At 73.6% G+C, this 22,709-nt stretch carries 24 protein-coding genes; 10 read left to right on the forward strand and 14 right to left on the reverse strand.

The window, feature by feature from the left end:
* Positions 1–519: 519 nt before the first annotated feature.
* The gene (gene tyrS / locus ACH4T9_RS25045; protein ID WP_396673792.1) at positions 520–1,827 is read right to left on the reverse strand and encodes a tyrosine--tRNA ligase; all 1,308 of its coding nucleotides are present in this window, start codon (positions 1,825–1,827) and stop codon (positions 520–522) included.
* Between the two features lie 101 nt (positions 1,828–1,928).
* On the opposite strand from tyrS, the gene ACH4T9_RS25050 reads away from it, so the two are divergent.
* The 4 genes from ACH4T9_RS25050 to ACH4T9_RS25065 all read left to right on the forward strand — a co-directional run bounded on the left by ACH4T9_RS25050 (position 1,929) and on the right by ACH4T9_RS25065 (position 4,305).
* The gene (locus ACH4T9_RS25050; protein WP_396673793.1) at positions 1,929–2,318 is read left to right on the forward strand and encodes a PaaI family thioesterase; all 390 of its coding nucleotides are present in this window, start codon (positions 1,929–1,931) and stop codon (positions 2,316–2,318) included.
* A gap of 88 nt (positions 2,319–2,406) precedes the next feature.
* Entirely contained in the window at positions 2,407–3,633 is a 1,227-nt protein-coding gene (locus ACH4T9_RS25055; protein ID WP_396673794.1) for an NRAMP family divalent metal transporter, read from the forward strand.
* Positions 3,630–4,010, forward strand: coding sequence for a hypothetical protein (locus tag ACH4T9_RS25060; RefSeq protein ID WP_396673795.1), 381 nt, complete (start codon positions 3,630–3,632; stop codon positions 4,008–4,010). Before ACH4T9_RS25055 ends, ACH4T9_RS25060 begins: the two co-directional genes overlap by 4 nt.
* Entirely contained in the window at positions 3,997–4,305 is a 309-nt protein-coding gene (locus ACH4T9_RS25065) for a PRC-barrel domain containing protein (protein WP_396673796.1), read from the forward strand. The genes ACH4T9_RS25060 and ACH4T9_RS25065 overlap by 14 nt, the downstream gene beginning before the upstream one ends.
* 42 nt (positions 4,306–4,347) lie before the next feature.
* Here the strand turns inward: ACH4T9_RS25065 and ACH4T9_RS25070 are convergent, their stop codons facing one another.
* From ACH4T9_RS25070 to ACH4T9_RS25080, 3 genes are all read right to left on the reverse strand, one after another.
* Entirely contained in the window at positions 4,348–5,685 is a 1,338-nt protein-coding gene (locus ACH4T9_RS25070) for a hemolysin family protein (protein WP_396673797.1), read from the reverse strand.
* Positions 5,686–5,860: 175 nt separating this feature from the next.
* Positions 5,861–6,502, reverse strand: a complete 642-nt coding sequence (locus ACH4T9_RS25075) for a hypothetical protein (protein WP_396673798.1) — start codon at positions 6,500–6,502, stop codon at positions 5,861–5,863.
* Between the two features lie 68 nt (positions 6,503–6,570).
* A complete protein-coding gene (locus ACH4T9_RS25080) occupies positions 6,571–7,053 on the reverse strand; it encodes a GNAT family N-acetyltransferase (protein WP_396673799.1) in 483 nt (160 codons plus the stop codon).
* A 161-nt stretch (positions 7,054–7,214) separates the two neighbouring features.
* Between ACH4T9_RS25080 and ACH4T9_RS25085 the strand changes: the two genes are divergently transcribed.
* Positions 7,215–7,505 (forward strand): hypothetical protein, encoded by a 291-nt coding sequence (locus ACH4T9_RS25085; RefSeq protein ID WP_396673800.1) that lies wholly within the window; start codon positions 7,215–7,217, stop codon positions 7,503–7,505.
* Between the two features lie 66 nt (positions 7,506–7,571).
* Here the strand turns inward: ACH4T9_RS25085 and ACH4T9_RS25090 are convergent, their stop codons facing one another.
* Complete coding sequence (locus tag ACH4T9_RS25090) at positions 7,572–8,048, reverse strand: cyclic nucleotide-binding domain-containing protein (RefSeq protein ID WP_396673801.1); 477 nt, start codon at positions 8,046–8,048, stop codon at positions 7,572–7,574.
* Between the two features lie 275 nt (positions 8,049–8,323).
* Between ACH4T9_RS25090 and ACH4T9_RS25095 the strand changes: the two genes are divergently transcribed.
* The 3 genes from ACH4T9_RS25095 (at position 8,324) to ACH4T9_RS25105 (ending at position 13,041) form a co-directional block, all read left to right on the forward strand.
* Entirely contained in the window at positions 8,324–11,056 is a 2,733-nt protein-coding gene (locus tag ACH4T9_RS25095) for a cation-translocating P-type ATPase (protein WP_396673802.1), read from the forward strand.
* Positions 11,053–11,949: a universal stress protein gene (locus ACH4T9_RS25100; protein WP_396673803.1), complete on the forward strand. Its 897-nt coding sequence runs from the start codon at positions 11,053–11,055 to the stop codon at positions 11,947–11,949. Before ACH4T9_RS25095 ends, ACH4T9_RS25100 begins: the two co-directional genes overlap by 4 nt.
* Before the next feature lie 207 nt (positions 11,950–12,156).
* The gene (locus ACH4T9_RS25105; RefSeq protein WP_396673804.1) at positions 12,157–13,041 is read left to right on the forward strand and encodes a universal stress protein; all 885 of its coding nucleotides are present in this window, start codon (positions 12,157–12,159) and stop codon (positions 13,039–13,041) included.
* Between the two features lie 204 nt (positions 13,042–13,245).
* Here the strand turns inward: ACH4T9_RS25105 and ACH4T9_RS25110 are convergent, their stop codons facing one another.
* The 8 genes from ACH4T9_RS25110 to ACH4T9_RS25145 all read right to left on the reverse strand — a co-directional run bounded on the left by ACH4T9_RS25110 (position 13,246) and on the right by ACH4T9_RS25145 (position 20,226).
* Positions 13,246–13,869, reverse strand: coding sequence for an FMN reductase (locus ACH4T9_RS25110; RefSeq protein WP_396673805.1), 624 nt, complete (start codon positions 13,867–13,869; stop codon positions 13,246–13,248).
* The gene (locus tag ACH4T9_RS25115; RefSeq protein ID WP_396673806.1) at positions 13,866–14,996 is read right to left on the reverse strand and encodes an LLM class flavin-dependent oxidoreductase; all 1,131 of its coding nucleotides are present in this window, start codon (positions 14,994–14,996) and stop codon (positions 13,866–13,868) included. Before ACH4T9_RS25115 ends, ACH4T9_RS25110 begins: the two co-directional genes overlap by 4 nt.
* 111 nt (positions 14,997–15,107) lie before the next feature.
* Positions 15,108–15,383: a ubiquitin-like small modifier protein 1 gene (locus tag ACH4T9_RS25120; RefSeq protein WP_396673807.1), complete on the reverse strand. Its 276-nt coding sequence runs from the start codon at positions 15,381–15,383 to the stop codon at positions 15,108–15,110.
* A complete protein-coding gene (locus tag ACH4T9_RS25125; protein ID WP_396673808.1) occupies positions 15,384–16,469 on the reverse strand; it encodes a WD40/YVTN/BNR-like repeat-containing protein in 1,086 nt (361 codons plus the stop codon).
* A gap of 157 nt (positions 16,470–16,626) precedes the next feature.
* Entirely contained in the window at positions 16,627–17,268 is a 642-nt protein-coding gene (locus ACH4T9_RS25130; RefSeq protein ID WP_396673809.1) for a DNA-3-methyladenine glycosylase, read from the reverse strand.
* Positions 17,269–17,427: 159 nt separating this feature from the next.
* Positions 17,428–18,672: an MFS transporter gene (locus tag ACH4T9_RS25135; protein WP_396673810.1), complete on the reverse strand. Its 1,245-nt coding sequence runs from the start codon at positions 18,670–18,672 to the stop codon at positions 17,428–17,430.
* A 429-nt stretch (positions 18,673–19,101) separates the two neighbouring features.
* Positions 19,102–19,494, reverse strand: a complete 393-nt coding sequence (locus tag ACH4T9_RS25140) for a VOC family protein (protein ID WP_396674061.1) — start codon at positions 19,492–19,494, stop codon at positions 19,102–19,104.
* A 222-nt stretch (positions 19,495–19,716) separates the two neighbouring features.
* Entirely contained in the window at positions 19,717–20,226 is a 510-nt protein-coding gene (locus tag ACH4T9_RS25145; protein WP_396673811.1) for a GNAT family N-acetyltransferase, read from the reverse strand.
* A gap of 137 nt (positions 20,227–20,363) precedes the next feature.
* Between ACH4T9_RS25145 and ACH4T9_RS25150 the strand changes: the two genes are divergently transcribed.
* A complete protein-coding gene (locus tag ACH4T9_RS25150; protein ID WP_396673812.1) occupies positions 20,364–20,810 on the forward strand; it encodes a DNA-binding protein in 447 nt (148 codons plus the stop codon).
* Positions 20,810–21,163, forward strand: coding sequence for an MmcQ/YjbR family DNA-binding protein (locus ACH4T9_RS25155; RefSeq protein ID WP_396673813.1), 354 nt, complete (start codon positions 20,810–20,812; stop codon positions 21,161–21,163). The genes ACH4T9_RS25150 and ACH4T9_RS25155 overlap by 1 nt, the downstream gene beginning before the upstream one ends.
* A gap of 71 nt (positions 21,164–21,234) precedes the next feature.
* Here the strand turns inward: ACH4T9_RS25155 and argH are convergent, their stop codons facing one another.
* On the reverse strand, positions 21,235–22,698 hold the full coding sequence (gene argH / locus ACH4T9_RS25160; RefSeq protein WP_396674062.1) for an argininosuccinate lyase: 1,464 nt from the start codon (positions 22,696–22,698) through the stop codon (positions 21,235–21,237).
* Positions 22,699–22,709: the final 11 nt, after the last annotated feature.

Below are 22,709 nucleotides of genomic sequence, written 5' to 3' on the forward strand. Positions count from 1 at the left end.
CACTGGCTTATCAAGCACCCTGTTGAGTTCTCAAAGAACAACCACACACCATCCGAAAACCCCCACCAGGAGGGCCCCGTCCGGGGCTTTTCCGTACCCGCACCCGCCGCTCTCGCGCCGAGCACTTTTACTACGTTACCCGCCGATTTCCGCCGTGTCAAACCGGTGTAACCCGATCCGACCAACTTCCACCCAATTTACGGGCATCACGCGTTCGCCGGCTTTCGCCGCCTTGTTCGTGGTTTCCGGCAGGCCGGCCGCTGCGGTGACCCGCTAGCTTGCCCGGTGCCCTACCGGCGATGAACCATACCCGGTCGGTCTCGCCTCGCCAAATCCGCCCTGCGGCAGATCCGGGGCCCCGCCCGGCCCGGGCTCCGAGGAATACCACCCTCGCCGCCCGAAGCTCATTCCCGCGCTCCGGCCTGGCGGGCTTCCGCCCGTTTCGTCCGTTCCGCGCTGGCAGAGAGAAAGTTACGCCCCCGGCCGATTGCTCGTCAAATCAGCCGGGGGCGTCCCGCGTCACACTCTCGACGTACTCGGCTGGTCGAGCAGCTCTACGCCGGCGAAGGACTTCTTGCCGCGGCGCAGCACCAGGTACCGGCCGTGCAGCAGGTCCTCGGGTGCCACCGTCGCGTCGACCTCGGTGATCCGGGTGTTGTTGACGTACGCGCCGCCCTCGGCGATCACCCGCCGGGCCTCCTTCATGCTCGACACCAGGCCCGACTCCTTGAGCAGGCCGGCGATGTCGGGCAGCTCGGTGAGGTGGACGAGCCCGGCCTCGGTCAGCGCCGCCCGCAGCGTCTCCGGGGTCAGCTCGTCCAGCGACCCCCGGCCGAACAGCGCCTGGCTGGCGGCGACCGCCTGGGCCATCTCCCGCTCGCCGTGCACCAGGGTGGTCAGCTCCTCGGCGAGGGCCCGCTGGGCGAGCCGGGCCGCCGGCCGCTCCGCCGTCTCCTTCTCCAGCTGCTCGATCTCCTCGCGCGAGCGGAAGCTGAAGTAGCGCAGGTAGCGGGCCACGTCCCGGTCATCGGCGTTGAGCCAGAACTGGTAGAACGCGTACGAGCTGGTCAGCTCGGGGTCGAGCCAGACGGCGCCGCCCTCGGTCTTGCCGAACTTCGTGCCGTCGGCCTTGGTCACCAGCGGGGTGACGAACGCCTCCACCGGCCCGGCTCCCCGTCGACGGACGTAGTCGACACCGGCGGTGATGTTGCCCCACTGGTCGGAGCCGCCGAACTGGAGCCGGCAGTCGTGCCGGCGGTGCAGCTCGTAGAAGTCGTTGGCCTGGATGAGCTGGTAACTGAACTCGGTGAAGCTGATGCCGCTCTCCAGCCGGGCCTTGACCACTTCCCGGGCCAGCATCTTGTTCACCGGAAAGTGCTTGCCGACGTCGCGGAGGAACTCGACCACCGACATCTCGGCGGTCCAGTCCAGGTTGTTGACCAACTGCGCCGCGTTGTCCCCCGTGTACGACACGAAGGGCGAGAGCTGGTCGCGGATGCGGCCCACCCAGCCGGCGACCACCTCCGGCGGGTTCAGGGAGCGCTCGGCGCTCTCCTTGGGGTCGCCGATCTGGCCGGTGGCCCCGCCGACGAGCAGCAGCGGCCGGTGCCCGGCGAGCTGGAGCCGGCGGGCGGTGACGACCTGCATGAGGTGGCCGACATGCAGGCTCGCCGCCGTCGGGTCGAAGCCCACATAGAAAGTGGTCGCCCCGTCGTCGAGCAGAGCGCGCAGCTCGTCGGGGCCGGTCGAGTCCTGGATGAGGCCTCGCCACCGCAGGTCTTCGGTCAGGGAGTCCCGCACGGTCGGCGGGGGGCTGCTGTCGGTCACGGTCACCGATTGTCCCCCATCCCCGGGGTCGAGCCGTACCGGGTTTGCCTCTGATCACGGTTGGCTAGGCTGGCCCCTTCCGTACCCGAGGAGGAGCCGTCATGGAGATGCCCGACCCGAACGGGGGCTTCATGGCCCTGCTCGGCCTGGAGTTCGATGAGGTGAGCGGGGACCGGGTGGTCATCCGGTGGCGGGTCCGCCCCGAGCTGCACCAGCCCCACGGCATCCAGCACGGCGGGGTGTACTGCGCGGTGGTGGAGACGGCGGCGAGCATCGGTGGCTCGCTGTGGTTGGGCGAGCGGGGCCGGGTGGTCGGGGTGTCGAACCAGACGGACTTCCTCCGGGCGGTGCGCGACGGCGAGCTGACGGCCGTCGGCACGCCGGTGCACCGGGGCCGCAGCCAGCAGCTCTGGCAGGTGGAGATCTCCGATGACGCCGGGCGGCTGGTCTCCCGGGGGCAGGTCCGGTTGCAGAACCTGACCGCGGACTGAGTCACCCGCCGGATGCCCGGTTCGGGGCATGAGGGGCGGTACGCCCGGTTATCGTCGCGGCGATGGCATCCGCTGACCAGTACCCGAGGTGAAGAAGCTCCTCGCCGCCACGCTCGGCGTGCTCTCCGCCGTCGGTGGGTTCGTGGACATCGGCGACCTGGTGGCGGCGAGCCAGGCGGGGGCGCGGTTCGGCATGGCGCACGCCTGGGTGCTGCTGCTCGGGGTGGTCGGCATCTGCGCGTACGCGGAAATGGCCGGACGGATCGCGGCGGTCAGCGGTCGGGCGGTGTTCGACCTGGTCCGGGAGCGGCTCGGGCCGCGGGTGGCGCTGCTCAACCTGGTGGCCTCCTACCTGGTGACCGTGCTGACCCTCGCCGCCGAGCTGGGTGGCGTGGCGCTGGCCCTGCAACTGGCCTCCGGGCTGAGCTACCTGATCTGGGTGCCGGTCGCCGCCCTGGCCGTCTGGCTGGTGCTGTGGCGGATGCGGTTCCAGCTGATGGAGCGGGTGTTCGGGCTGGCCGGGCTGACCCTGGTGGTGTTCGCGGTGGCGCTGTTCTGGCTGCCGACCGACTGGGCGGCGCTCGGCCGGGGCGCGCTGCACGGCGGGGCGGCGGGGCACGGCTGGGGGGCGTACTGGTTCGTGGCGGTGGCCCTGTTCGCCTCGACCGTCAGCCCGTACGAGGTGTTCTTCTTCTCCTCCGGCGGGGTGGAGGAGAACTGGAGCGGCGCGGACCTGGCCGATGCCCGGACCAGCGTGCTGATCGGCTTCCCGGTCGGCGGGTTCCTCGCCCTGTCGCTGATCGCCACGGCGGCGGTGGTGTACCACCCGGGCGGGGCCTCGCTGGACTCCCTCGACCAGGTGGCCCAGCCGGTGGTGCTCGCGTTCGGGGGCATGGGACTGGCGGTGGCGGTGCTGGCGTTCTTCGCGGTGACCTTCGGCGCCGCGCTGGAGACCGGGCTGAGCGCCGCGTACGCCGCCGCGCAGTACTTCGGCTGGCAGTGGGGTAAGCGGGTGAGCCCGCGGGAGGCGGCCCGGTTCCACAGCGTGCTGCTGGTCAGCGTGCTGCTCGGGGTGCTGGTGCTGCTGACCACGGTCGACCCGGTGACGCTGACCGAGTACATGTTGATCATCAGTGCGGTGGCGCTGCCGCTGACGTACCTGCCGATCCTGATCGTCGCGAACGACCGGACGTACCTGGGCGACCGGGTGAACGGGCCGGCGCTGAACCTGCTGGGGGCGGTGTTCCTGCTGCTCATCGTCGCCGCGTCGGTGGCGGCGATCCCGCTGGCGGTGATGACGGGGATGGGCCGATGAGGATGCAGCTCAGCCGGCAGTTGCTCGACCGGCAGATCGTCGACCGGGACGGGCGGCTGGTCGGCAAGGTCGACGACGTGGAGTTCGGGGTCGACACCGACGGTGTGCCGTACGTGGCCGCCCTGCTGAGCGGGCAGGGGGCGCTCGCGCAGCGGATCGGCGGCCGGGTCGGGCGGCTCCTCCTCGCGGTGGCGAACCGGTTGGTCGACGACCCGCCGGTGACGCCGTTACGCGTCCCGTACCCCCTGGTGGAGCGGGTGGACAGCGCGGTTCGGCTGCGGGTCGGCCTCGACGAGCTGCCCGGCTCCCCGATGGAGGAGTGGCTGCGGCGGCACCTGATCGACCGGATCCCGGGATCGAACCGTGCGAGCGGGTGAGCTGCTCGGCCGGACCGCGTACGACCTGCGCGGGCGGCGGTTGGGCCGGGTGGTGGACGTGGTGGTGCGCGGGGGCGGCCCGGACGGGCGGCTGCGGCTGACCGACGTGGTCGTCGCGAGGCACTGGTACAGCCGGGTGGTCGGCCGGTTGATCGGCCCCGAGCGGCACCCGTCGGGGCCGTGGCTGATCCGCTGGGTGGCCCGGCTGCTCGGCCGGAACAGCCAGCAGGTGCCGACCGACATGATCCGGTTGGTCCCACCGGTGCCCGGCTTCCCGTTCGGGGAGCCACGCTGAGCCGCGGAGGTGCCGGCCGGGCCGGCTGGCCGAGGCGTCGGGTCAGCCGCGCGCCGGGTCGAGGGCGGGTTCGGCGTCCGGGGTCTCGTCGGCGTCCGGCTCCGCCGGTGCGGCGGCCCGGCGCAGCCGTACCGCGGTGATGGCCCGGTGGTCGATGTCGGCGACCTGCAGCTCCCAACCGTCGCTGGTGACGTCCTCGCCGGCGACGGTGGGGATGTGCCCCAGCAGGGTGAGCACCAGTCCGGCGACCGTGGTGTAGTCGCCGGCCGGTCGGCCGGGCAGGTCGACGCCGATGTCGGGCAGGTCGTGCACCGGGAAGGTGCCGGGCAGCAGCATCGCGCCGTCGGCCTCGGTGCGGACCCCGTGCACGTCCCGGTCGGTCTCGTCGTAGATCTCGCCGACGATCTCCTCCAGGATGTCCTCCAGGGTGACGATCCCGTCGGCCGCGCCGCGCTCGTCGACGACCAGGGCGATGTGCTGGCGTTCGGCCTTGAACTGGCGCAACGCGTCGACCACCGGCAGCGAGTCGGGCAGCAGCATCGGCGGGCGGGCGCACTCGTCGACGGGACGGTCGTCGGGCACGCCGACCAGGTCGCGCAGGTGGATGACGCCGACCGCGTCGTCGAGGCCGCCGTGGCGCACCACCGGCGCGCGGGAGTGCCCGGTGGCGGCCAGCACCAGCCGCGCGGCCTCCGCGGTGGTCCCGCTGTCGAGCGTGAAGACCTGCAACCGGGGTACGAGCACCGCGCGCAGCCGCCGGTCGGCGATCTCCACCGCGCCGGCGATGATGGTCCGCTGCTCCTTGGTGAAGCCGTGGTTGCCGGCGACGATGTCGCGCAGCTCGTCGGGGCCGATCTCGTCCGGCTCGTGCTTCGGGTTGAACCCGACGAGGCGGACCACCAGGTCGCTGGTGGCGCCGAGCGCCCAGACGGCCGGTCGGGTGAGGGTGGCCAGCAGGTCCAGCGGGCGGGCCACGAGCAGCGCCCAGCGCTCGGCGGCCTGCATGGCGATCCGCTTGGGTGCCAGTTCGCCGAAGACCAGGGTGACGAAGGTCAGGACTAGGGTGACCGCCACGATGGCGATCGTGTCGGCGGCGCTGCCGAACACCCCGAGCAGCGGCACCAGTGGCTTGGCCAGGGAGACGGCCGCGGCGGCCGAGGCCATGAAGCCGGCCAGGGTGATGCCGATCTGGATCGTGGCGAGGAAGCGGTTGGGGTCCTTGGCGAGACGGGCCAGCACCCGCCCGGCCCGGCTCGTGCGCTCCAGCCGCTGGATCTGACTGTCCCGCAGCGAGACCAGCGCCATTTCACTGCCGGCGAAGATCGCGTTGAGGACGACCAGGACTCCGACCAGGGCCAGTTGGCTCCAGTAGCTCTGCACGCCCGGTTCTCTCCCTCACGAGGACGATCCGGTCGGGTAGGACCGGCGGCGCCGCCCGAGGACCCGGCCGGCGTAGGGCTCTCTGTGCCCCGTGCGCGGGTCCGCGAACCCTGCCCCCCGCGACCGGTTGGGCGGTCCGGGCCGAGCGGCTGATCAGCGCTCCGCGAGCGACGGATCAGACCCGGTCGGCGACGGGCGGGGCGGGCAGATCGAGCACGTAGGAGCCGCCCACGGGGCGGAAGCCGAGCCGGGCGTAGTAGGGGGCGACCATGCCGGGCGGGCTGACCACCCGGTGGAATCCCCGGTCCGTGAAGAGGCTGCTGCGCCGGTAGACGAACTCGCCGGGAGTGAAGTCGCGGAACCGCTGGGTGACGTAGTCCAGGTCGACCTGGGCGACGTCGTCGCCCTCGGCGTGCGACAGCACCACCCCGACCACCTCGTCGGCCCGGACCACCAGGAACGCCGAACGCCGGGTGGGGTGCCCGCCCCAGCGGAAGCCGGGGTTGAACCGGGCGATGTCGGCGGCGTGCACCCGCAGGGTGTGGGCCAGGAACTGGTCGTCGACCCCCACCTCCACCACCTCGTACGTCTGCTCGTCGTGCCGGGTGGCGAGCATCTTCCGCAGGTACCACACGTTGATCACGGCGAGCACCACGTTGAGCCCGACCATCGGCCAGACGGCGAGGGCGGCGTTGTAGCCGATCAGCACGAGGCAGCCGACGAGGTTGAGCGCACGCAGCCGCAGGACGCGCGCCTGCAGCAGCGACCAGACCAGCAGCGCGGAGCCGATCCAGCCGATCAAGTCCAGCCAGTTCACCCCGCGAGACTAGTGGTAACCAGCTCGGCCCGCCTGCTGGTGCGCAGCCAAATCTGCCGCGCCCCGGGTCAGCCGGCGAGTTCCAGGACCCATTCCTCGACCTCGGCGCCGCGACCGTTGGCGTACCCCCGGTCCTCGCCGCAGACGACGAAGCCGCACTTGCGCAGCACGGCGAGGGAGGCGGCGTTGTCCTTGGCGGCGCGGGCGTGCACCGGTCGCTGCGGCAGCTCGGCCAGCAGCGCGGCGAGGGCCCGGGTGGCGTACCCGCGACCCCAGCGGGCCCGGTCGATCCAGTAGCTGACCTCGGTCTGCTCCTCGACGGGGAAGGCGGCCACGTGGCCCACGACCGCGCCGTCGACAGTGACGGTGCGGGTGACGATGGCCGGGTCGGCGCGGATGCGCCGCCAGTGCGCGTCGAACGCCGCCCGGTCGGTCGGGTCGGCGGGGCCGAAGGCGGCCACCCGGTTGGCCTCCGGGTCCTGCTCGAAGGCGAAGAGGTGGGGCAGGTCGTCGTCGCGTACCGGGCGCAAGCGCAGGTCCTCGGCGGTCATCGGGGCAGGGTACCGGCCGCCGGGACGGGCCGGGCGCCCTCCCGCACCGACGGGTTGATCAAGAGGTTTGCGTCACGCCAAGGCCGGAAGGCGTGGATGGGGTCGGGGTGGCGGGCGGCGGCAGGTACGAAGGGGACAGCCAGCCGTGGCAGGATCACGACATGAACGGATCAGGGACGTCCCGTTGGCGCCGGACCCGGGTGGCACCGGCACACGCCACGGGTGCCCTCGCGGTCGGGGCGCGGGCGGTGGGCGCGGCCGCGACCGGCTCGCTCGCCGTCGCGGCGCTGGCCGGCGGGGCCGTCGCCGTGGCCGTCGTCGCGATCGGTCGGCTGACGATCCGCCGGGCCGTCATTCGGGAGCTGCGCATCGGGCGGCTGGAGGTCGACGAGCTGATCGTGCGCCGACGCGTCGACGGCGATCCCGCCCGGGGGTCCACCCACGACGGGTGACGGGGGCCCTCCGGGAGCTGCCGCCCTTCGCCCCGCCCACGGGACGGGCGGCGCGGGACGGGGCGGTCAGCCCGTCGGGGGCAGGGCCGCGGGGTAGCCGTACAGGTCCAGCAGGCGTACCCGGGACGCCTGGAGACGGTCCACCACCACGCTCATGAACCGGGCGGTGAGCTGCCGGCCGAACGCGTCGTCGGACTCCATCAGCCGGCGCACCCCGACGGCGGTGAACTCGACCGCGGTGCTGCGCCGCACGGCCACCGCCCCGAACTGCCAGTGGTACGGCGGGAAGAGCCAGGACCAGCCGAGCACCCCGCCCGGGCCGATCGTCTCGATCCCCACGTCGCCGCGGCCGGGCACCGGAAAGTCCAGGGCGACCTCCCCGCCCCGGACCAGCCAGAACCGTTCGGCGGGCTGACCGGCCCGGAACAGCCGGTGGCCGGGGTGCCAGACGACGGGTCGGGCGTACCCGGTCAGCCGGGTCAGCCAGGGCTCGGGGACGTCGGCCAGGAATGGATGGTCGCGGAGCATGTCTAGCGGGGTCATGGCGCCTCTTCTCGCCTCGGCGCGGGGCCCCCGCGCATCGCCCGGGAACCTCGTAACGGTGGACAGCTTCGACCTCCTGTCGATGGTCCCACCGCCATCCGAACCCCTCGTGCGCTGTCGGGGGCAGGGCCGTTGGTCCCGGACCGCCCGGGCGCAACGCCCCTGCCGCCGGCGGCTCGCACGGACGACGGTGGAGGGGATGGCGTGCCCGGTGACGCGTCGCGGGGGCAACAGAGGGCCGGCGGTGGCGGGACCGGTCGGACGGGAGCGGATGGATGCACACTGACACCTGGACCCGGCCGGGCGAGTTAGGCGAGCCGGGCGGGCTGGGTTCGGCCGAGGCCGCCGCCCGGCTGCGCGCCGACGGCCCGAACAGCGTCGCACCGCCGGCCCGCCGGCACCTGGCCGCCCGCGTCCTGCACCAGCTCACCGACCCGCTGGTGGCCCTGCTGCTGGCCGCGGCCGTGGTCACCGCCGCGCTCGGCGACTGGCCGGACACCGCGGTCATCGCCCTGGTCGTGCTGGTGAACACCGCGATCGGCGTGGTGCAGGAGGTCCGCGCGGACCGGGCGATCGCCGCGCTGGACCAGCTCGCCGCCCCGACCGCTCGGGTGGTCCGCGACGGCCAGGACCTGATCGTGCCGGCCGCCGGGGTGGTCCGCGACGACCTGGTACGCGTCGAGGCCGGCGACGTCGTTCCGGCGGACCTGCGGCTGGTCGAGGCTAGCCGGTTACGCCTGGACGAGTCGGCACTGACCGGCGAGTCGGTGCCGGTTGGCCGGGACGTCGGCGACGAGGTGTCCGCCGGCACGGTGGTGACCGTCGGCCGGGCGGTGGGCACGGTGGTCCGCACCGGGACGGCGAGCGCGCTGGGCAGGATCAGCGCCCTGGTCTCCGCCACCCGGCCCGGGGCCACCCCGTTGCAGCGTCGACTCGCCGGCCTGGGCCGGATGCTCGGGTTGGTCGCGGTGGCGCTGTCCGGGCTCGTGTTCGGCATCGGAGTCCTCGGCGGGCGGCCGGTGGTGGACATGGCGGTCACCGCCGTCAGCCTCGTCGTCGCGGCGGTGCCGGAGTCGCTGCCTGCCGTGGTGACCCTGGCCCTGGCGCTCGGGGCCCGTCGGATGGCCACGGTGCGGGCCATCCCCCGGCGGCTGCACGCCGTGGAGACGCTGGGCTCGGTGACCGTGATCGCGTCCGACAAGACGGGCACCCTGACCGAGGGCCGGATGGCGGTGCAGCGGGCGGTGACCGTCAATGGGGCCGCGTACGACGTCACCGGCACGGGCTACGAACCGCGCGGGACGGTGCGACGCGACGGCGCCGCGGTGGCCGAACCGGACGGGCTGCGCCGCCTGGCGCGGGCCGGGCTGCTCTGCAACGACGCCGCGCTCTCCCCGCCGACGGACGAGCGGCCGGGCTGGGACGCGGTGGGCGACCCGCTGGAGGCGGCGCTGGTGGCCTTCGCCGCCCGGTGCGGACTGGACCCGGCGACCACCCGGGCCGCCTGGCCACGGGTCACCGAGCACCCGTTCGACCAGGCGAACCGCCGGATGACCACGGTGCACCGATCCTGCGACGGCCGCTGGCTGGTGGTGTGCAAGGGGGCTCCGGAGAACGTCCTCACCGCGCCGCTGCTCGACGCGGACGACGCGGAGATCGCCGCGCTGACCGCCCGGGCGCACGAGCTGGCCGGGGCGGGGCTGCGGGTGCTCGCGGTCGCGACGGCGCTGGTGGAGAGCCGGCCCGACCCGGCCGCGCCGACCGGGCTGCGCCCCGCGGGGCTGGTCGCTGTCGGCGATCCGCTGCGGGCCGGCGCCGCCGACCTCGCGGCGAGCTTCGACGCGGCCGGGGTCCGGTTGCTGCTGGTCACCGGGGACCATCCCGCGACGGCCGCCGCGATCGGCGGTCAGCTCGGGCTCTGGCACGACGGTGACCCGCTGGTCCGGGGCGACGAGGGCGAGCTGGCCGACGCGCACCCGGCGGCCCGGGTGTACGCGCGCACCCAGCCGGAGCAGAAGCTCGACATCATCGCCGGGTTGCAGTCCCGGGGGCACGTGGTGGCGATGACCGGCGACGGGGTCAACGACGCCCCGGCGCTGCGCCGCGCCGACATCGGGGTGGCGATGGGCGGGGGCACGGAGGTGGCCCGGCAGGCCGCCGACCTGGTGCTGGTCGACGACGAGCTGTCCACCGTGGCCGCCGCGATCGGCGAGGGCCGGCGCATCTACGACAACATCCGCCGCTTCCTGCGCTACGCCCTCTCCGGCGGGGTCGCCGAGATCGCGGTGATGCTGCTCGGCCCGCTGTTCGGGCTGCCCGTGCCGCTGCTGCCGGCGCAGATCCTCTGGATCAACCTGCTCACCCACGGGGTGCCGGGCGTGGCGCTCGGGGCGGAGCCGGCCGAGCCGGGGACGTTGCGCCGCGCGCCGCGCTCGCCGCAGGAGTCGGTGCTGGGCGCCGGCCTGGGCCGGGACGTCCTGGTCACTGGCGGGCTGATCGCGGCCGTGGTGCTCGGCGCCGGGGTGGCCGCCGCCCGGTGGGACCGCCCCTGGCAGTCGGTGGTGTTCGTGGTCCTGGGCCTGGCGCAGCTCGGGGTGGCGCTGGCGGTCCGGGCGCCCCGGCCGGCAGGCGGGCGGGCGGGCAACCCGGCGCTGCTGGTCGCGGTGGCCGGCTCGGCGTTGCTCCAGGTCGGCGGGGTGCTGGTCGAGCCGCTGCGGATGCTGCTCGGCACCGATTCGCTCGGGGCGACCGAGCTGGCGGCGTGCGCGGCGGTCGCCGTGCTGCCGGGGCTGACGCTGCGCCTGCTGCGCCGGCGCCTCGGCGGCGCCCGCACCGGACCGGGCCCCACCTCGGCGGAGCCCCGCGAGGATCCCGGCCCCGCCGACGCGGTGCCCGACCCCGCCGACGACGGGAACCCGGGACCAAAGGCCCGTAGGTCGGGGCCAGCGGCCCTGACCGTCACGCCCGCGCCGGAGCAGGCTGGAACCGGACGAAGGAGGATGCGATGACCAACGTTTGCGGTGCCCCGGTCGTGGCGGCTGTGGACGGTTCCGCCTCGGCCCTGGACGCGGTCCGGGTGGCGAGCCGCGAGGCTGCGGCGCGCAACCGCCCGCTGCGGGTGGTGCACGCCCTCAGTCGGCCGCTGATCGGCGCCGCGCTCGGAGCGTTGGCCGGCAGCCCGCCCGAGGCGGGGCCGCGCAATCACGCGCAGAACGTCGTCGCCGAGGCGGTCGCCGAGGCGAAGAAGGTCTCTGCCGAGGTCGACGTGGTCGGCGAAATCGTCGACGGCTCCCCCACCCCGGTGCTGCTGCGGGAGTCCCGCGACGCGGCGCTGCTGGTGCTCGGTTCCCGCGGCCTCGGCGGCTTCGCCGAGCTGCTGGTCGGCTCGTCGGCGGTCCAGGTGTCGGCGCGGGCCGACTGCCCGGTGCTCGTGGTGCGCGGCGAGGCCCGTGCCGACGGGCCGGTGGTGGTGGGCGTAGACGGCTCGGCGCTGTCCACCGAGGCCATCGGATTCGCCTTCGAGGAGGCGGCGCTGCGCAACACCGACCTGGTGGCGGTGCACAGCTGGCTCTACCCCACGCCGATCGGCCCCGGCGAGGTCCTGCCCCTGGCGTACGACGTCGACGCGCTGGTCGAGGAGGAGGAGCGGTCGCTCGCCGAGGCAGTCGCCGGCTGGTCGGAGCGGTACCCGCAGGTGCGGGTGCGGCGGCGCCTGGTCCAGGGCGCGACGGCCCGGATGCTGGTCGAGGAGTCCGCGTCCGCCCAGCTGACCGTGGTCGGCGCGCACGGCCGGGGCGCGTGGGGCGGGCTGTTCCTCGGTTCGGTCAGCCACGCCGTGCTGCACCACGCCCGCTCCCCGCTGGCGATCGTGCGGCACCGCCGGGACGCCGACCACGGCTGACCCCGCGTCGTGCCCGCGTCGGCCGCTCCCCCGCCCGGCGCGGGCACGACGGGTGTCCTGGTGACGGCACCGAGCGGGGTACGACGCCTGCCGGGACGGCCTCCGGCCTCCTTCCCGGCGGGCGTGCCCGGCGGCGTGTCCGGGCAAATGCCGGTGATCGGCGGCAGGGCCGTCGACAATGGCCTCTGATCGAGCCCGGGAGAGCTGATGAACCGACCTGTCGTGGTGGGCGTGGACGGATCGCCGTCGAGCCTGGTCGCCGCCGAGCACGCTGCGCAGGAGGCCGCGTGGCGGTCCCGGCCCCTGTTGCTGGTGCACGGCTACCTGCACCCGCTCGGCTACGGCGTGCCGATCAACCCGTACGACCTCGGGGTGCCCGCGCCGACCGACGAGTCCCGGCGGATGCTCGACCGGATGGCGTCCGAGCTGCGCGGGCGCTGGCCCGCCGTGGACGTCGAGGTGCGCCAGGTGGCCGGCGGTCCTGCGGCGAGCCTGGTCGAGGAGTCCCGCCGGGCGGAGCTGGTGGTGGTCGGCAGCCGAGGGCTGGGCGGCTTCGCCGGCCTGCTCGTCGGTTCGGTCAGCGCCCAGGTGGCCGGGCACGGGCACTGCCCGGTGCTGGTCGTCCGCCCCGAGGAGCAGCCGATCCCGGTCGACGGCCCGGTGGTCGTCGGGGTGGACGGGTCGGAGCCGGGGCGGCTCGCCGTCGCCCTCGCCGCCGCCGAGGCGGCCCAGCGGGGCATCAACCTGGTGCTGGCGCACGCCGCACCGGCCGACGACGCCCGCCCGGTGCCCGACGAGGTCGCGGAGTCGGGGGCGGCGGCCCGGGCCGACTCGACGGAGCTGCTCGACAGGGCCGCCGCCGAGGTCGAGGCGGCGCACCCGGGCCTGACCATCGAGCGGCGGCCGCTGCGGGCGGCCAAGCCCGAGCAGGCGCTGATCGAGGCGAGCGGGGACGCGGCCCTGGTGGTGGTCGGCTCCCGGGGGCGCGGGGGCTTCGCCGGGCTGCTGCTCGGCTCGGTCAGCCAGGCGCTGGTGCAGCACGCGCACTGCCCGGTGCTGGTCGCCCACCCGTACCCGGCCGAGACCGGCTGAGTGGCCAACCGGCCACTCCGGCCCCGGCCACTCCGGCCCCGGCCACTCCGGCCCCGGTCGGGTCGCCTCGGCCCCGGTCGGGTCGCGTCGGCCCGGGTCGGGTCGCGTCGGCCCCGGTCGCGTCGCCTCGGCCCCGGTCGCGTCGGCCGGGGACCGACACAGCCGGCGGGGTAACGCAGCGGGCGGGGTCAGGGCCGGTGCCGGTCAGGGCCGATCGCGGCCGGCGAGCAGGTCGTCGAAGCTGGTGGTGAGGGCGAACGGGTCGGGCGGGGCGGGGGCGGGCCGGCGCCGCACCTGGTCGGACAGCTCCGCGCCCGCGCGGACGATCCGGGCGCGCAGGGCACCCTCGGCGGTCCCACCGGCCCAGTCCTCCGGCGCGGCGAAGACCGCCGTGGGCACGACCACCGCCCGCAGGTACGCGAACATCGGCCGGACCGCGTGTTCCAGGGCCAGGGAGTGCCGGGCGGTGCCGCCGGTGGCGGCGATCAGCACCGGCCGGTCCACCAGCGTGCCGGAGTCGAGCACGTCGAAGAACGACTTGAACAGCCCGTTGTAGGACGCGTTGAAGATCGGCGTGACCGCGATGACGCCGTCGGCCCCGGCGACGGCGTCCAGTGCCTCGCGCAGGCCAGCCGGCGGGAAGCCGGTGAGCAGGTTGTTGACCACGTCGTGGGCGTGGTCGCGCAGCTCGACCGGGCGCAGCTCGACCTCGACGCCCGCCCGGGCCAGCTCGTCGCGGGTGGCCGCGGCGAGCTGGTCGGCGAGCAACCGGGTGGACGAGGGGCGGCCGAGGCCGGCCGACACCACGGCGAGGGTACGGCGGGTCATCGGCCGGCCTCCGTCCCCGACCCGACGGCGGCAGAACCGGCGGCGGCCGACTCTGCGGCCCGGGCGGCGACGAGCGACGCGTGGGTGGGGGCCTCGGGCACGTGCGCGGGACGTAGTGCGTCGAACTCCCGGCGCAGCACCGGGACCACCTCCTCGCCGAGAAGATCGAGCTGCTCCAGCACGGTCTTCAGCGGCAGGCCGGCGTGGTCGATCAGGAAGAGCTGCCGCTGGTAGTCGCCGACGTAGTCGCGGAACCCCAGGGTGCGGTCGATCACCTGCTGCGGGCTGCCCACGGTCAGCGGGGTCTGCTCGGTGAACTCCTCCAGCGACGGGCCGTGACCGTAGACGGGGGCGTTGTCGAAGTACGGCCGGAACTCCCGCACCGCGTCCTGCGAGTTGCGCCGCATGAACACCTGACCGCCGAGCCCCACGATCGCCTGGTCCGGTGAGCCGTGGCCGTAGTGCGCGAAGCGCTCCCGGTAGAGCCCGACCATTCGCTGGGTGTGCTCGGGGGGCCAGAAGATGTGGTTGGCGAAGTAGCCGTCGCCGTAGTACGCGGCCTGCTCGGCGATCTCCGGGCTACGGATCGAGCCGTGCCAGACGAACGGCGGCACCCCGTCGAGCGGGCGCGGCGTGGCGGTGAAGGACTGCAACGGGGTACGGAACTTGCCGGACCAGTCGACGACGTCCTCGCGCCACAGCCGGTGCAGCAGGTCGTAGTTCTCGATGGTCAGCGGGATGCCGGCGCGGATGTCCTTGCCGAACCACGGGTAGACCGGGCCGGTGTTGCCCCGGCCGAGCATCAGGTCGACCCGGCCGTCGGCCAGGTGCTGGAGCATCGCGTAGTCCTCGGCGATCTTCACCGGGTCGTTGGTGGTGATCAGCGTGGTCGCGGTGGAGAGCAGCAGCCGCTCGGTGCGGGCCGCGATCCAACCCAGCATGGTGGTGGGCGACGACGGCACGAACGGAGGGTTGTGGTGCTCGCCGGTGGCGAAGACGTCGAGGCCGACCTCCTCCACCTTGCGGGCGATCGTCACCATCGCCTTGATCCGCTCGTGCTCGGACGGCTCCCGCCCGTTGGTCGGGTCGACGGTGACGTCTCCGACGCTGAAGATCCCGAACTGCATGACTGACTCCTCGCTGACTACCGGGGCCGTCTCCAACCCTCGGACGCAGCGCACAACATATTTGACGAGTCAACTATTCCGTCGGGCGGGGCCCCGCCGGCCGGGCCGGAGTCAGCCTCCGGCCACCGAGGGAAGCACCCGGACCTCGGCACCGGGGCGGACCGGCGCGGCCAGGCCGCCGGCGTGCCGGCAGTCCTCCCCGTCGACGTAGACGTTGACGTACCGGCGCAGGTCACCGCGCTCGTCGCGGAGGCGGCGGGACAGCCGGGGCCAGCCGTCGGCCAGTTCGTCGAGGACGTCCCGCAGCGTGCCGTGGGCCCGGACGGTGAGCCGCGCCGCGCCGCCGACCTCGCCGCGCAGCGGGCCGGGCACCAGGACGGTGACCACTCAGACCTCCGCGGCCCGGACGCAGAGCACGTCGGGCAGGTGGGCGGCGACCAGGGACCAGGAGTCGCCCTCGTCGCGGCTGGCGTAGACCTCGCCGGAGCGGGTGCCGAAGTAGACCCCGGCCGGGTCGGCGTCGTCGGCGCACATCGCGTCGCGCAGCACCGCCGGGTAGAACGGGCCGTCGGGCAGGCCGGCGGAGAGCGGCTCCCACGTCCCGCCGGCGTCGGCGGACCGGTAGACCCGGCAGCGGTGGTCCGCCGGGAAGCGCTCCGAGTCGGCGGCGAGGGGGAACGACCAGATCATGCCGGGGCGGGTGGGATGGGCCACCATCGGGAAGCCGAAGTCGCTGGGCAGGCCGGCGGCGATCGAGGCCCAGGTGCGCCCCCCGTCGTCGGAGCGGTAGACCCCGTGGTGGTTCTGGGCGTAGAGCCGCTCGGGGTCGCCGGCGTCGCGGGCGATCTTGTGGACGCACTGGCCGAACTCGGGCCACTCGTCGGGCAGGTAGCGGGCGTGGATGCCGGTGTTGCCCGGGGCCCAGCTCGCCCCCGCGTCGTCGGACCGGTAGACCCCGCCGGTCGACATGGCCACCACGAGCCGGGCCGGGTCGCGCGGGTGCGGCAGGACGCTGTGCACCGCCTGCCCGCCGAAGCCCGCGCCCCACTGCGTGCGGTGGGGATGGTCCCAGAGCCCGCGGACCAGCTCGAAGGTGCGCCCGCCGTCGGCGGAACGGAACAGCGCCGACGGCTCGGTGCCGGCCCAGACCACGTCCGGCTCCGCCGGCCCACCGGGGGTGAGCTGCCAGACCCGACCGAGACTCGCTGCGGTGTCGGCCGGGAAGGCGACCGGGGCGTGCTCGGGCTCCTGCCAGGACGACCCCAGATCGTCGCTGGTCGCCAGGCTGGGCCCGAAGTGCGAGCTGGACGTCCCGGCGAGCAGGCGGGGAACGGCGCGCCGCTTGTCCACCGCCACCGCGTAGACACCGGTCATCGGGAAGTGCGGGCCGTCGATCTGCCAACTTCGACGGCCGTCGGTGCTGGTGGCGAGGAAGAGGCCCTTGCCGGTGCCGATCGCGAGCAGGGTCGCCACGGTTACCTCCGGTCCGCCGGGAACATGTGCCGTGATTATGACCACCCGGACCGACAGAAACCGGCGGACGCACCGGGGCGACCCCCGCCGGCACGGGGCCTGGCGGCGGGCCGGTCCGGCTGCGCCACTCCGGTATCCCCCTCGGACGACAGCGGCGTCAGGACCGCCGACGGGGGACGTGCCTGCGGTAGGCGCTGACCGTCGGATCCTCTGCGATCCAGAACCGCCACGGCATGTCGTGCGCGCCCGTCACGCCGACCCGGGGCCCGGCGGCAACCGCGCGATCAGGCACTGGCACGTCGGCCGGTCGCAGCCGCACCGGCCCGTCGCCGAGCAGGTCGACGCCGTAGGTGGCCCGGTCGATGCCCAGCGCCGCGCAGAGCCGGGCGGGCCCGCGCGCGAGCTCGATGTCCCGGCGCGCGGCGGCGCGCCGGGCGCGGGCCACGTCGAGCCCGTCGACCACCTCGCCGGCGCGCAGCAGCACCGCCGAGGCCTCCCCGTCGGGCCCGGTCACCACGTTCACGCACCAGTGCATGCCGTAGGTGAAGTAGACGTAGGCGTGCCCGGCCGGGCCGAACATCACGGCGTTGCGCGGGGTACGGCCCCGGTGCGCGTGCGAAGCCGGGTCGCCGGCCGTACCGGCGTAAGCCTCGACCTCGGTGATCCGGACGGTGACCCCGTCGGCCGACAGCCGGCAGCCGAGCAGGCCCCGGGCGGCGGGTACGACCGGCCCGGCCAGCAGCTCGGCCAGCGCGGCGAGGCCGGCGTCGTGCGCCGACGCGGTGGGGGACGACACCATGGCGCGAGCCTATCCGGGGCCCAACCGACGCACCCGGCGACCGCGTCGTCCGTGGCGTCGGGCTCCCGAGGGCCGGCCGCCGGGCGGCTCGGAGACTGTCGGGTAACCGTCTGGTGGCGAGGTGTCACGGTGAGGCCGGGTTCTCGACGGGCGCAGCGCCTAGCTGGGGGCGGCCAGCGGCTCCTCGGCAGCTGGGCCCTCGGCTACCGGCGACGACGTGGCTCGGGCGGCGGCGATCGCAGCCTGCCCGGACGGCACCATGATCGCCACGATCATCACGGCGACCGTGACCAGGCCAGCCACGATCAGCAGGGTCTGAACGCTGATCACGTCGGCCAGCGGGCCGAACACCACCATGCCGATCGGGGTGGCCAGGGCCATCACGATGCCGACGTAGCTGAACACCCGGCCGTGCTTCTCCGGCTCCACCGTCTCCTGGATCAAGGTCATGAACGGGGTGGAGAACAGTGGGACCGCGAGCCCGAACAAGAACATGAAGCCGTAGAAGACCCACAGGTTGGTGCTGAGGCCCAGCGCCACGGTGAGGATCGCGAAGCTGAAGGTGGAGATCAGGATGAGTCCGATCCGGCTGCGCTTGGCCAGCCAGGTGGCGATCAACGCTCCGCCGAGCAACATTCCCACGCTGAACGCGATCTCCAGTACGGCCAGCATCCACTTTTCGCTACCGAAGGTGCGGGCCACCATCAGCGGCGTGACGAACGACGGCGCGACGGTGAGCATGAAGATGATCGCGAAGACCAGCAGTAGCCAGCGGACGATCCGGTGGGTCCAGATGTACTGCATGCCCTCGACCAGGTCCTGCCGGTAGGTGGTCGTGGTCTCTGTCGCCCGATCCAGGGTGGGCACCGCGACCAGGGCCAGCAGCCCGATGCCGATCACGGCGGTGATCACGTCCAGGAAGAAGATCGGCACCACTCCGAAACCGGCGTAGATGGCGGCAGCCACCGCCGGAGCCAGCAGCGCCATCGCGGAGCCGGTGGTCTGGAACATGCCGTTGACCCGCATCAGCTGGTCGGCCGGCACGATCTGCGGGATGATCGCCTGCACCGTCGGTGTCTGCACCCCGGCCCCGAAGGACCGGACCGCGACCGCCAGCAGGATCACCCACAGTTCCGTGATGCCGTTCAACATCAACAGGGCCAGGACCAGGGTCGCCGCCGCAATGCCCGCGTCGGCGATGATCGTCAGCGTCTTGCGGTTCATCCGGTCGGCCAGCACCCCGCCGAAGATCGACACGACACCCTGGGGGGCGAACGCGCAGACGGCGTAGAGCGCGATCGCCAGGCCGGACTTGGTCTCCAGCGTGACATACCACATGACCACGTACTGGACGATCATTGAACCGAACAGCGACACGGTCTGGCCGGACAGGAAAAGCGCCACGTTGCGTTTCCAGTGTGCGGGTGCCGGCGTGGGACTGCTCTCGGCGACAAGGCTTGTCTCGGGCACGGTCTCCTCAATCAGGGCAGTTCGTCAGCGGCGACGGCAAAGATAACCGCGGGGTGTGACGCCATCGGGGCACTGGCGGACGGCCCAGCTCGGTTCGGGAGGCCGGTTGACTCGTACGTCGGTGAGCACTCGCCCGATCAACCCAACCCGACAACCGCCGGGCGGGGCCGGGGTTACGCCTGGTGCGGCAGTTGCTTTCCGGCAGCGTGAACGCTCCCGTGGCACGCCCAGGACCATACCGGTGTCAGGTGGCCGTGGCTCGCCATTTAACCGGGAGCGACGCTGGCCGCCGCCCACCTGCACAGGGGTGCTCCTCGCTGGAACAGGCTTCTCGGCGCTGTCTCGCCTTCGCGGCCCGGCTGTTCAGCCGAGCGGCTGCTGAAGCATGACCAGGTTGCCGCAGGTGTCGTCGAGGACCGCCGAGAGGACCGGTCCGGTCGGGGCCGGCGGGGCGGTGAACGTGACGTCGAGACCGGTGAGCCGCTCGTGTTCCTTCGCCAGGTCGTCCACGGCGAAAATGATCACCGGCAGCCCTGCCGCGCGCAGTCCCTGCTGGTACGCCTGCGCCACCGGCGAGCCGTTCGGCTCCAGCAGCAGGTGAACGCCGTCGGGGTCGGCCGGCGAGACGACGGTGAGCCACCGGGCACCACCGCCGAGCGGGATGTCGTGCCCCACCGCGAAGCCCAGCACGTCCGTGTAGAAGCCCAGCGCCTTCTCCTGGTCGTCGACGAAGACACTGGTCACGGCAACTCTGATCATAGATATCCCCTTTTCTCGGCACCGAGGATTCCACGCCTGATGTCCCTGCACAACCACCATCGGCGCTGTCCCGGCAAGCGGGCCGGGATCGAGTCCGCGCAGAAAAATGGCACCTTCCACAAACGGACGGGTGCCCTTTATTCGAGGTAGCGCGCACCCGAAATGCCTTCGTTGTAAACCGTCGTGGGCTCGGCGGCCCGCCTCAACCCACTCCGACGCTCATCGCGCGTCGCCACCGGATACGTCGAGGACGTACAACTGCTCAAGCCTGCCGCTGCGCGGATGCGGTACCGGCGTCCCCTGGACACGCCAGCCGAGGCCTTCGTACAGCCGCACGGCCCGCGTGTTGTCGGTGTACACCATCAGCACCGCCTGCTCGTACCCTGCCTGCGCCAGCACGTCCGGGACCGCCGCCATCAGCCGTCGTCCGACGCCTTCACCCCAGGCACCCGGGCTGACCCCGACATAGCGGACCTCCGCGATCGCTTGATCCTCGTGTGCCCGCCCCCACGGTTCCATCGCCGCAAATCCGATTGTCCGCCCGTCGTCGTCAGCCACGAGCAGCACCGACCGCGGTGAACTGTCCAGCACAGTCCGGATCAGCGGACGAGCCGACTCAAGCGGCGCGACGTCCTCAGCGCCGTCCCGCGCCGCCGTGGTCTCGGCCCAGATCTGCGCAGCGGCGTCCACGTGCTCCGGACCGGCGTTGACCGTGATCTGCAATGCCATCCCGCGAGCCTACGACCAGCCCAGCCACAACCAGCGAGAGGACGAGGCACGCGCTTCTTGCGCCGGCGCGACCTCGACAAGCAAGGGATTTAAACGCTCTGTTGACAACTGTTCGTTTGCCTGCTGGACTCGGTGGCATGACCGCAACGCAGCAGGATCCGTTCACCGCCCCCGACCCCGGCCGCGCCCGGGCGCAGCGCACCTATGCCGCGTTGACCCGAATCGCCGAGCGGCACGCGTCTGACGACGCGCGCCGCCGACGCCACACCAACCCGTACGTGCCGGACCCGTACGAGGCGGTGGCCCTGGTGACCGCGCTGGCCGCCGGCGGGGCCGAGCTGACCGCCGACGAGGAGCCGGTCGACTCCGCCGACCTGGTGGCCGCGCTCACCCTCGTGCCGCACGTGCGGGCGGAACTGGACGCGCTGGAGGCCGGGCTGCTCCGACTCGCCCGCGACCGGGGGCTGACCTGGCAGTCCATCGCCTACGGGCTGGGCCTCGGCACGCCCCAGGCCGCCCGGCAGCGCTACGAGCGGCTCACCGGTCGGGTCGACGCCGGGACCGGCGAGGGGCGGGAAAGGTGATGGAGCGCGCGGAGCTGCTGGCGTACTGCCTGGCGAAGCCGGGGGCGTGGCTGGACCGGCCCTGGGACGACGGCGAGGTGGTGAAGGTGGGCGGGCGCATCTTCGCCTTCCTCGGCCCCGAGTCGGGCCAGCGGGTGGGCGTCAAGTGCGGCCCGACCCGGGAACTGGCCGACGAGTGGCTGCACCGCTTCCCCGACGACGTGGTCCCCTCCCCCTACCTCGGCCGGTCGGGGTGGAACAGCCTGCGGCTGACCGGCGCGATCGACGGCGACGAGCTGCGCGAGGCGGTGGACGCCTCGTACGAGGCGGTGGTGGCGAAGCTGCCGAAGCGGGACCGCCCGACGGCCGGCTGAGCCGGGACCGCCCGGCGGCCGGCTGAGCGCGGCGCGCGGGGGCTCCCGCGCGCCGCGTCAGGACGGCGTCGTCAGCGGGGCACTACCTGCTCGGCGGCCCACTCCCGCCAGCCGGCGAGCTGGTCGGCGGCGGCGGCGAGCTGGTCGGCGACCGGGCCGGGGCCGGTGGAGCCGGGGGTGATCCGCGCGGCCAGGGCCGAGGAGACCGAGAGCACGTCGCGCACCGACGGGTCGAGGTGCTCGCTGACCGTCGCCAGGTCGGCGTCGGAGACCTCGTCGAGGGCGCATTCGCGGACCGCGCAGAGCGCGACCAGCCTGCCGGTGATCTCGTGCGCGTCCCGGAACGGCACGTTGCGGCGGACCAGCCAGTCGGCGACCTCGGTGGCCAGGGAGAAGCCGACGGGGGCGGCGGCCACCAGGCGGTCGACGCGGACGGTCATCGTGGAGATCATCCCGGCGAGGGCCGGCAGCAGCAGCTCCAGGGTGTCGACCGCGTCGAAGGCCGGCTCCTTGTCCTCCTGCATGTCCCGGTCGTACGCCATCGGCAGGCCCTTGAGCATGGTCAGCACGCTCACCAGGCCACCGACGAGCCGACCGGACTTGCCCCGGGCCAGCTCGGCGATGTCCGCGTTCTTCTTCTGCGGCATGATCGACGAGCCGGTGGCGAAGGCGTCGTCCAGCTCGACCCAGCCGAATTCGTGCGACGTCCACAGCACCACCTCCTCGCCGAGGCGGGACAGGTGCACCCCGATCATCGCGGTGATGAAGAGGAACTCGGCGACGAAGTCCCGGTCAGCCACGGCGTCCATCGAGTTGGCGAAGGACGTGCGGAAGCCCAGCTCCTTCGAGACGGCCACCGGGTCCAGCGGCAGGCCGGAGCCGGCGAGCGCGCCCGCCCCGAGCGGGCTGACTGCGGCCCGGTGGTCCCAGTCCCGCATCCGGTCCAGGTCGCGCAGCAGCGGCTGCACGTGGGCCAGCAGCCAGTGGCCGAAGGTGACCGGCTGGGCGTGCTGGAGGTGGGTCATCCCCGGCGCGGCCGTGTCGACGTGCCGCTCGGCCTGCTCGGTGAGGGCCTCGGCCAGCTCGACCAGCCGGGCGGCCACGCCCCGGGCGTGGTCGCGCAGGTAGAGCCGCAGGTCGGTGGCGACCTGGTCGTTGCGGGACCGGCCGGCGCGCAGCTTGCCGCCGAGGCTGCCGAGGCGCTCCAGCAGCCCGCGTTCCAGGGCGGTGTGCACGTCCTCGTCGTCCACGGTGGGGCGGAACGACCCGGAGGCGCAGGCGGCCTCCAGGTCGTCCAGGGCGGCGAGGATGCGACCCAGCTCCCCCGGGTCGAGCAGGCCCGCGCCCGCCAGGACCCGGGCGTGCGCCCGGGACCCGGCGAGGTCGTACGGGGCGAGGCGCCAGTCGAACTGCACGCTGACCGACAGCCGGGCCAGGGCTTCGGAGGGGCCGCCGGCGAACCGGCCGCCCCACAGGCTCGTACGGTTGGTCGCGGCGCTGTTCTCGGTGAGGCTCTTGTCGTCCACGCCACCCATTGTGGTTCCCA

This window comes from Micromonospora sp. NPDC020750, from assembly GCF_044334565.1.
GTDB lineage: Bacteria > Actinomycetota > Actinomycetes > Mycobacteriales > Micromonosporaceae > Micromonospora.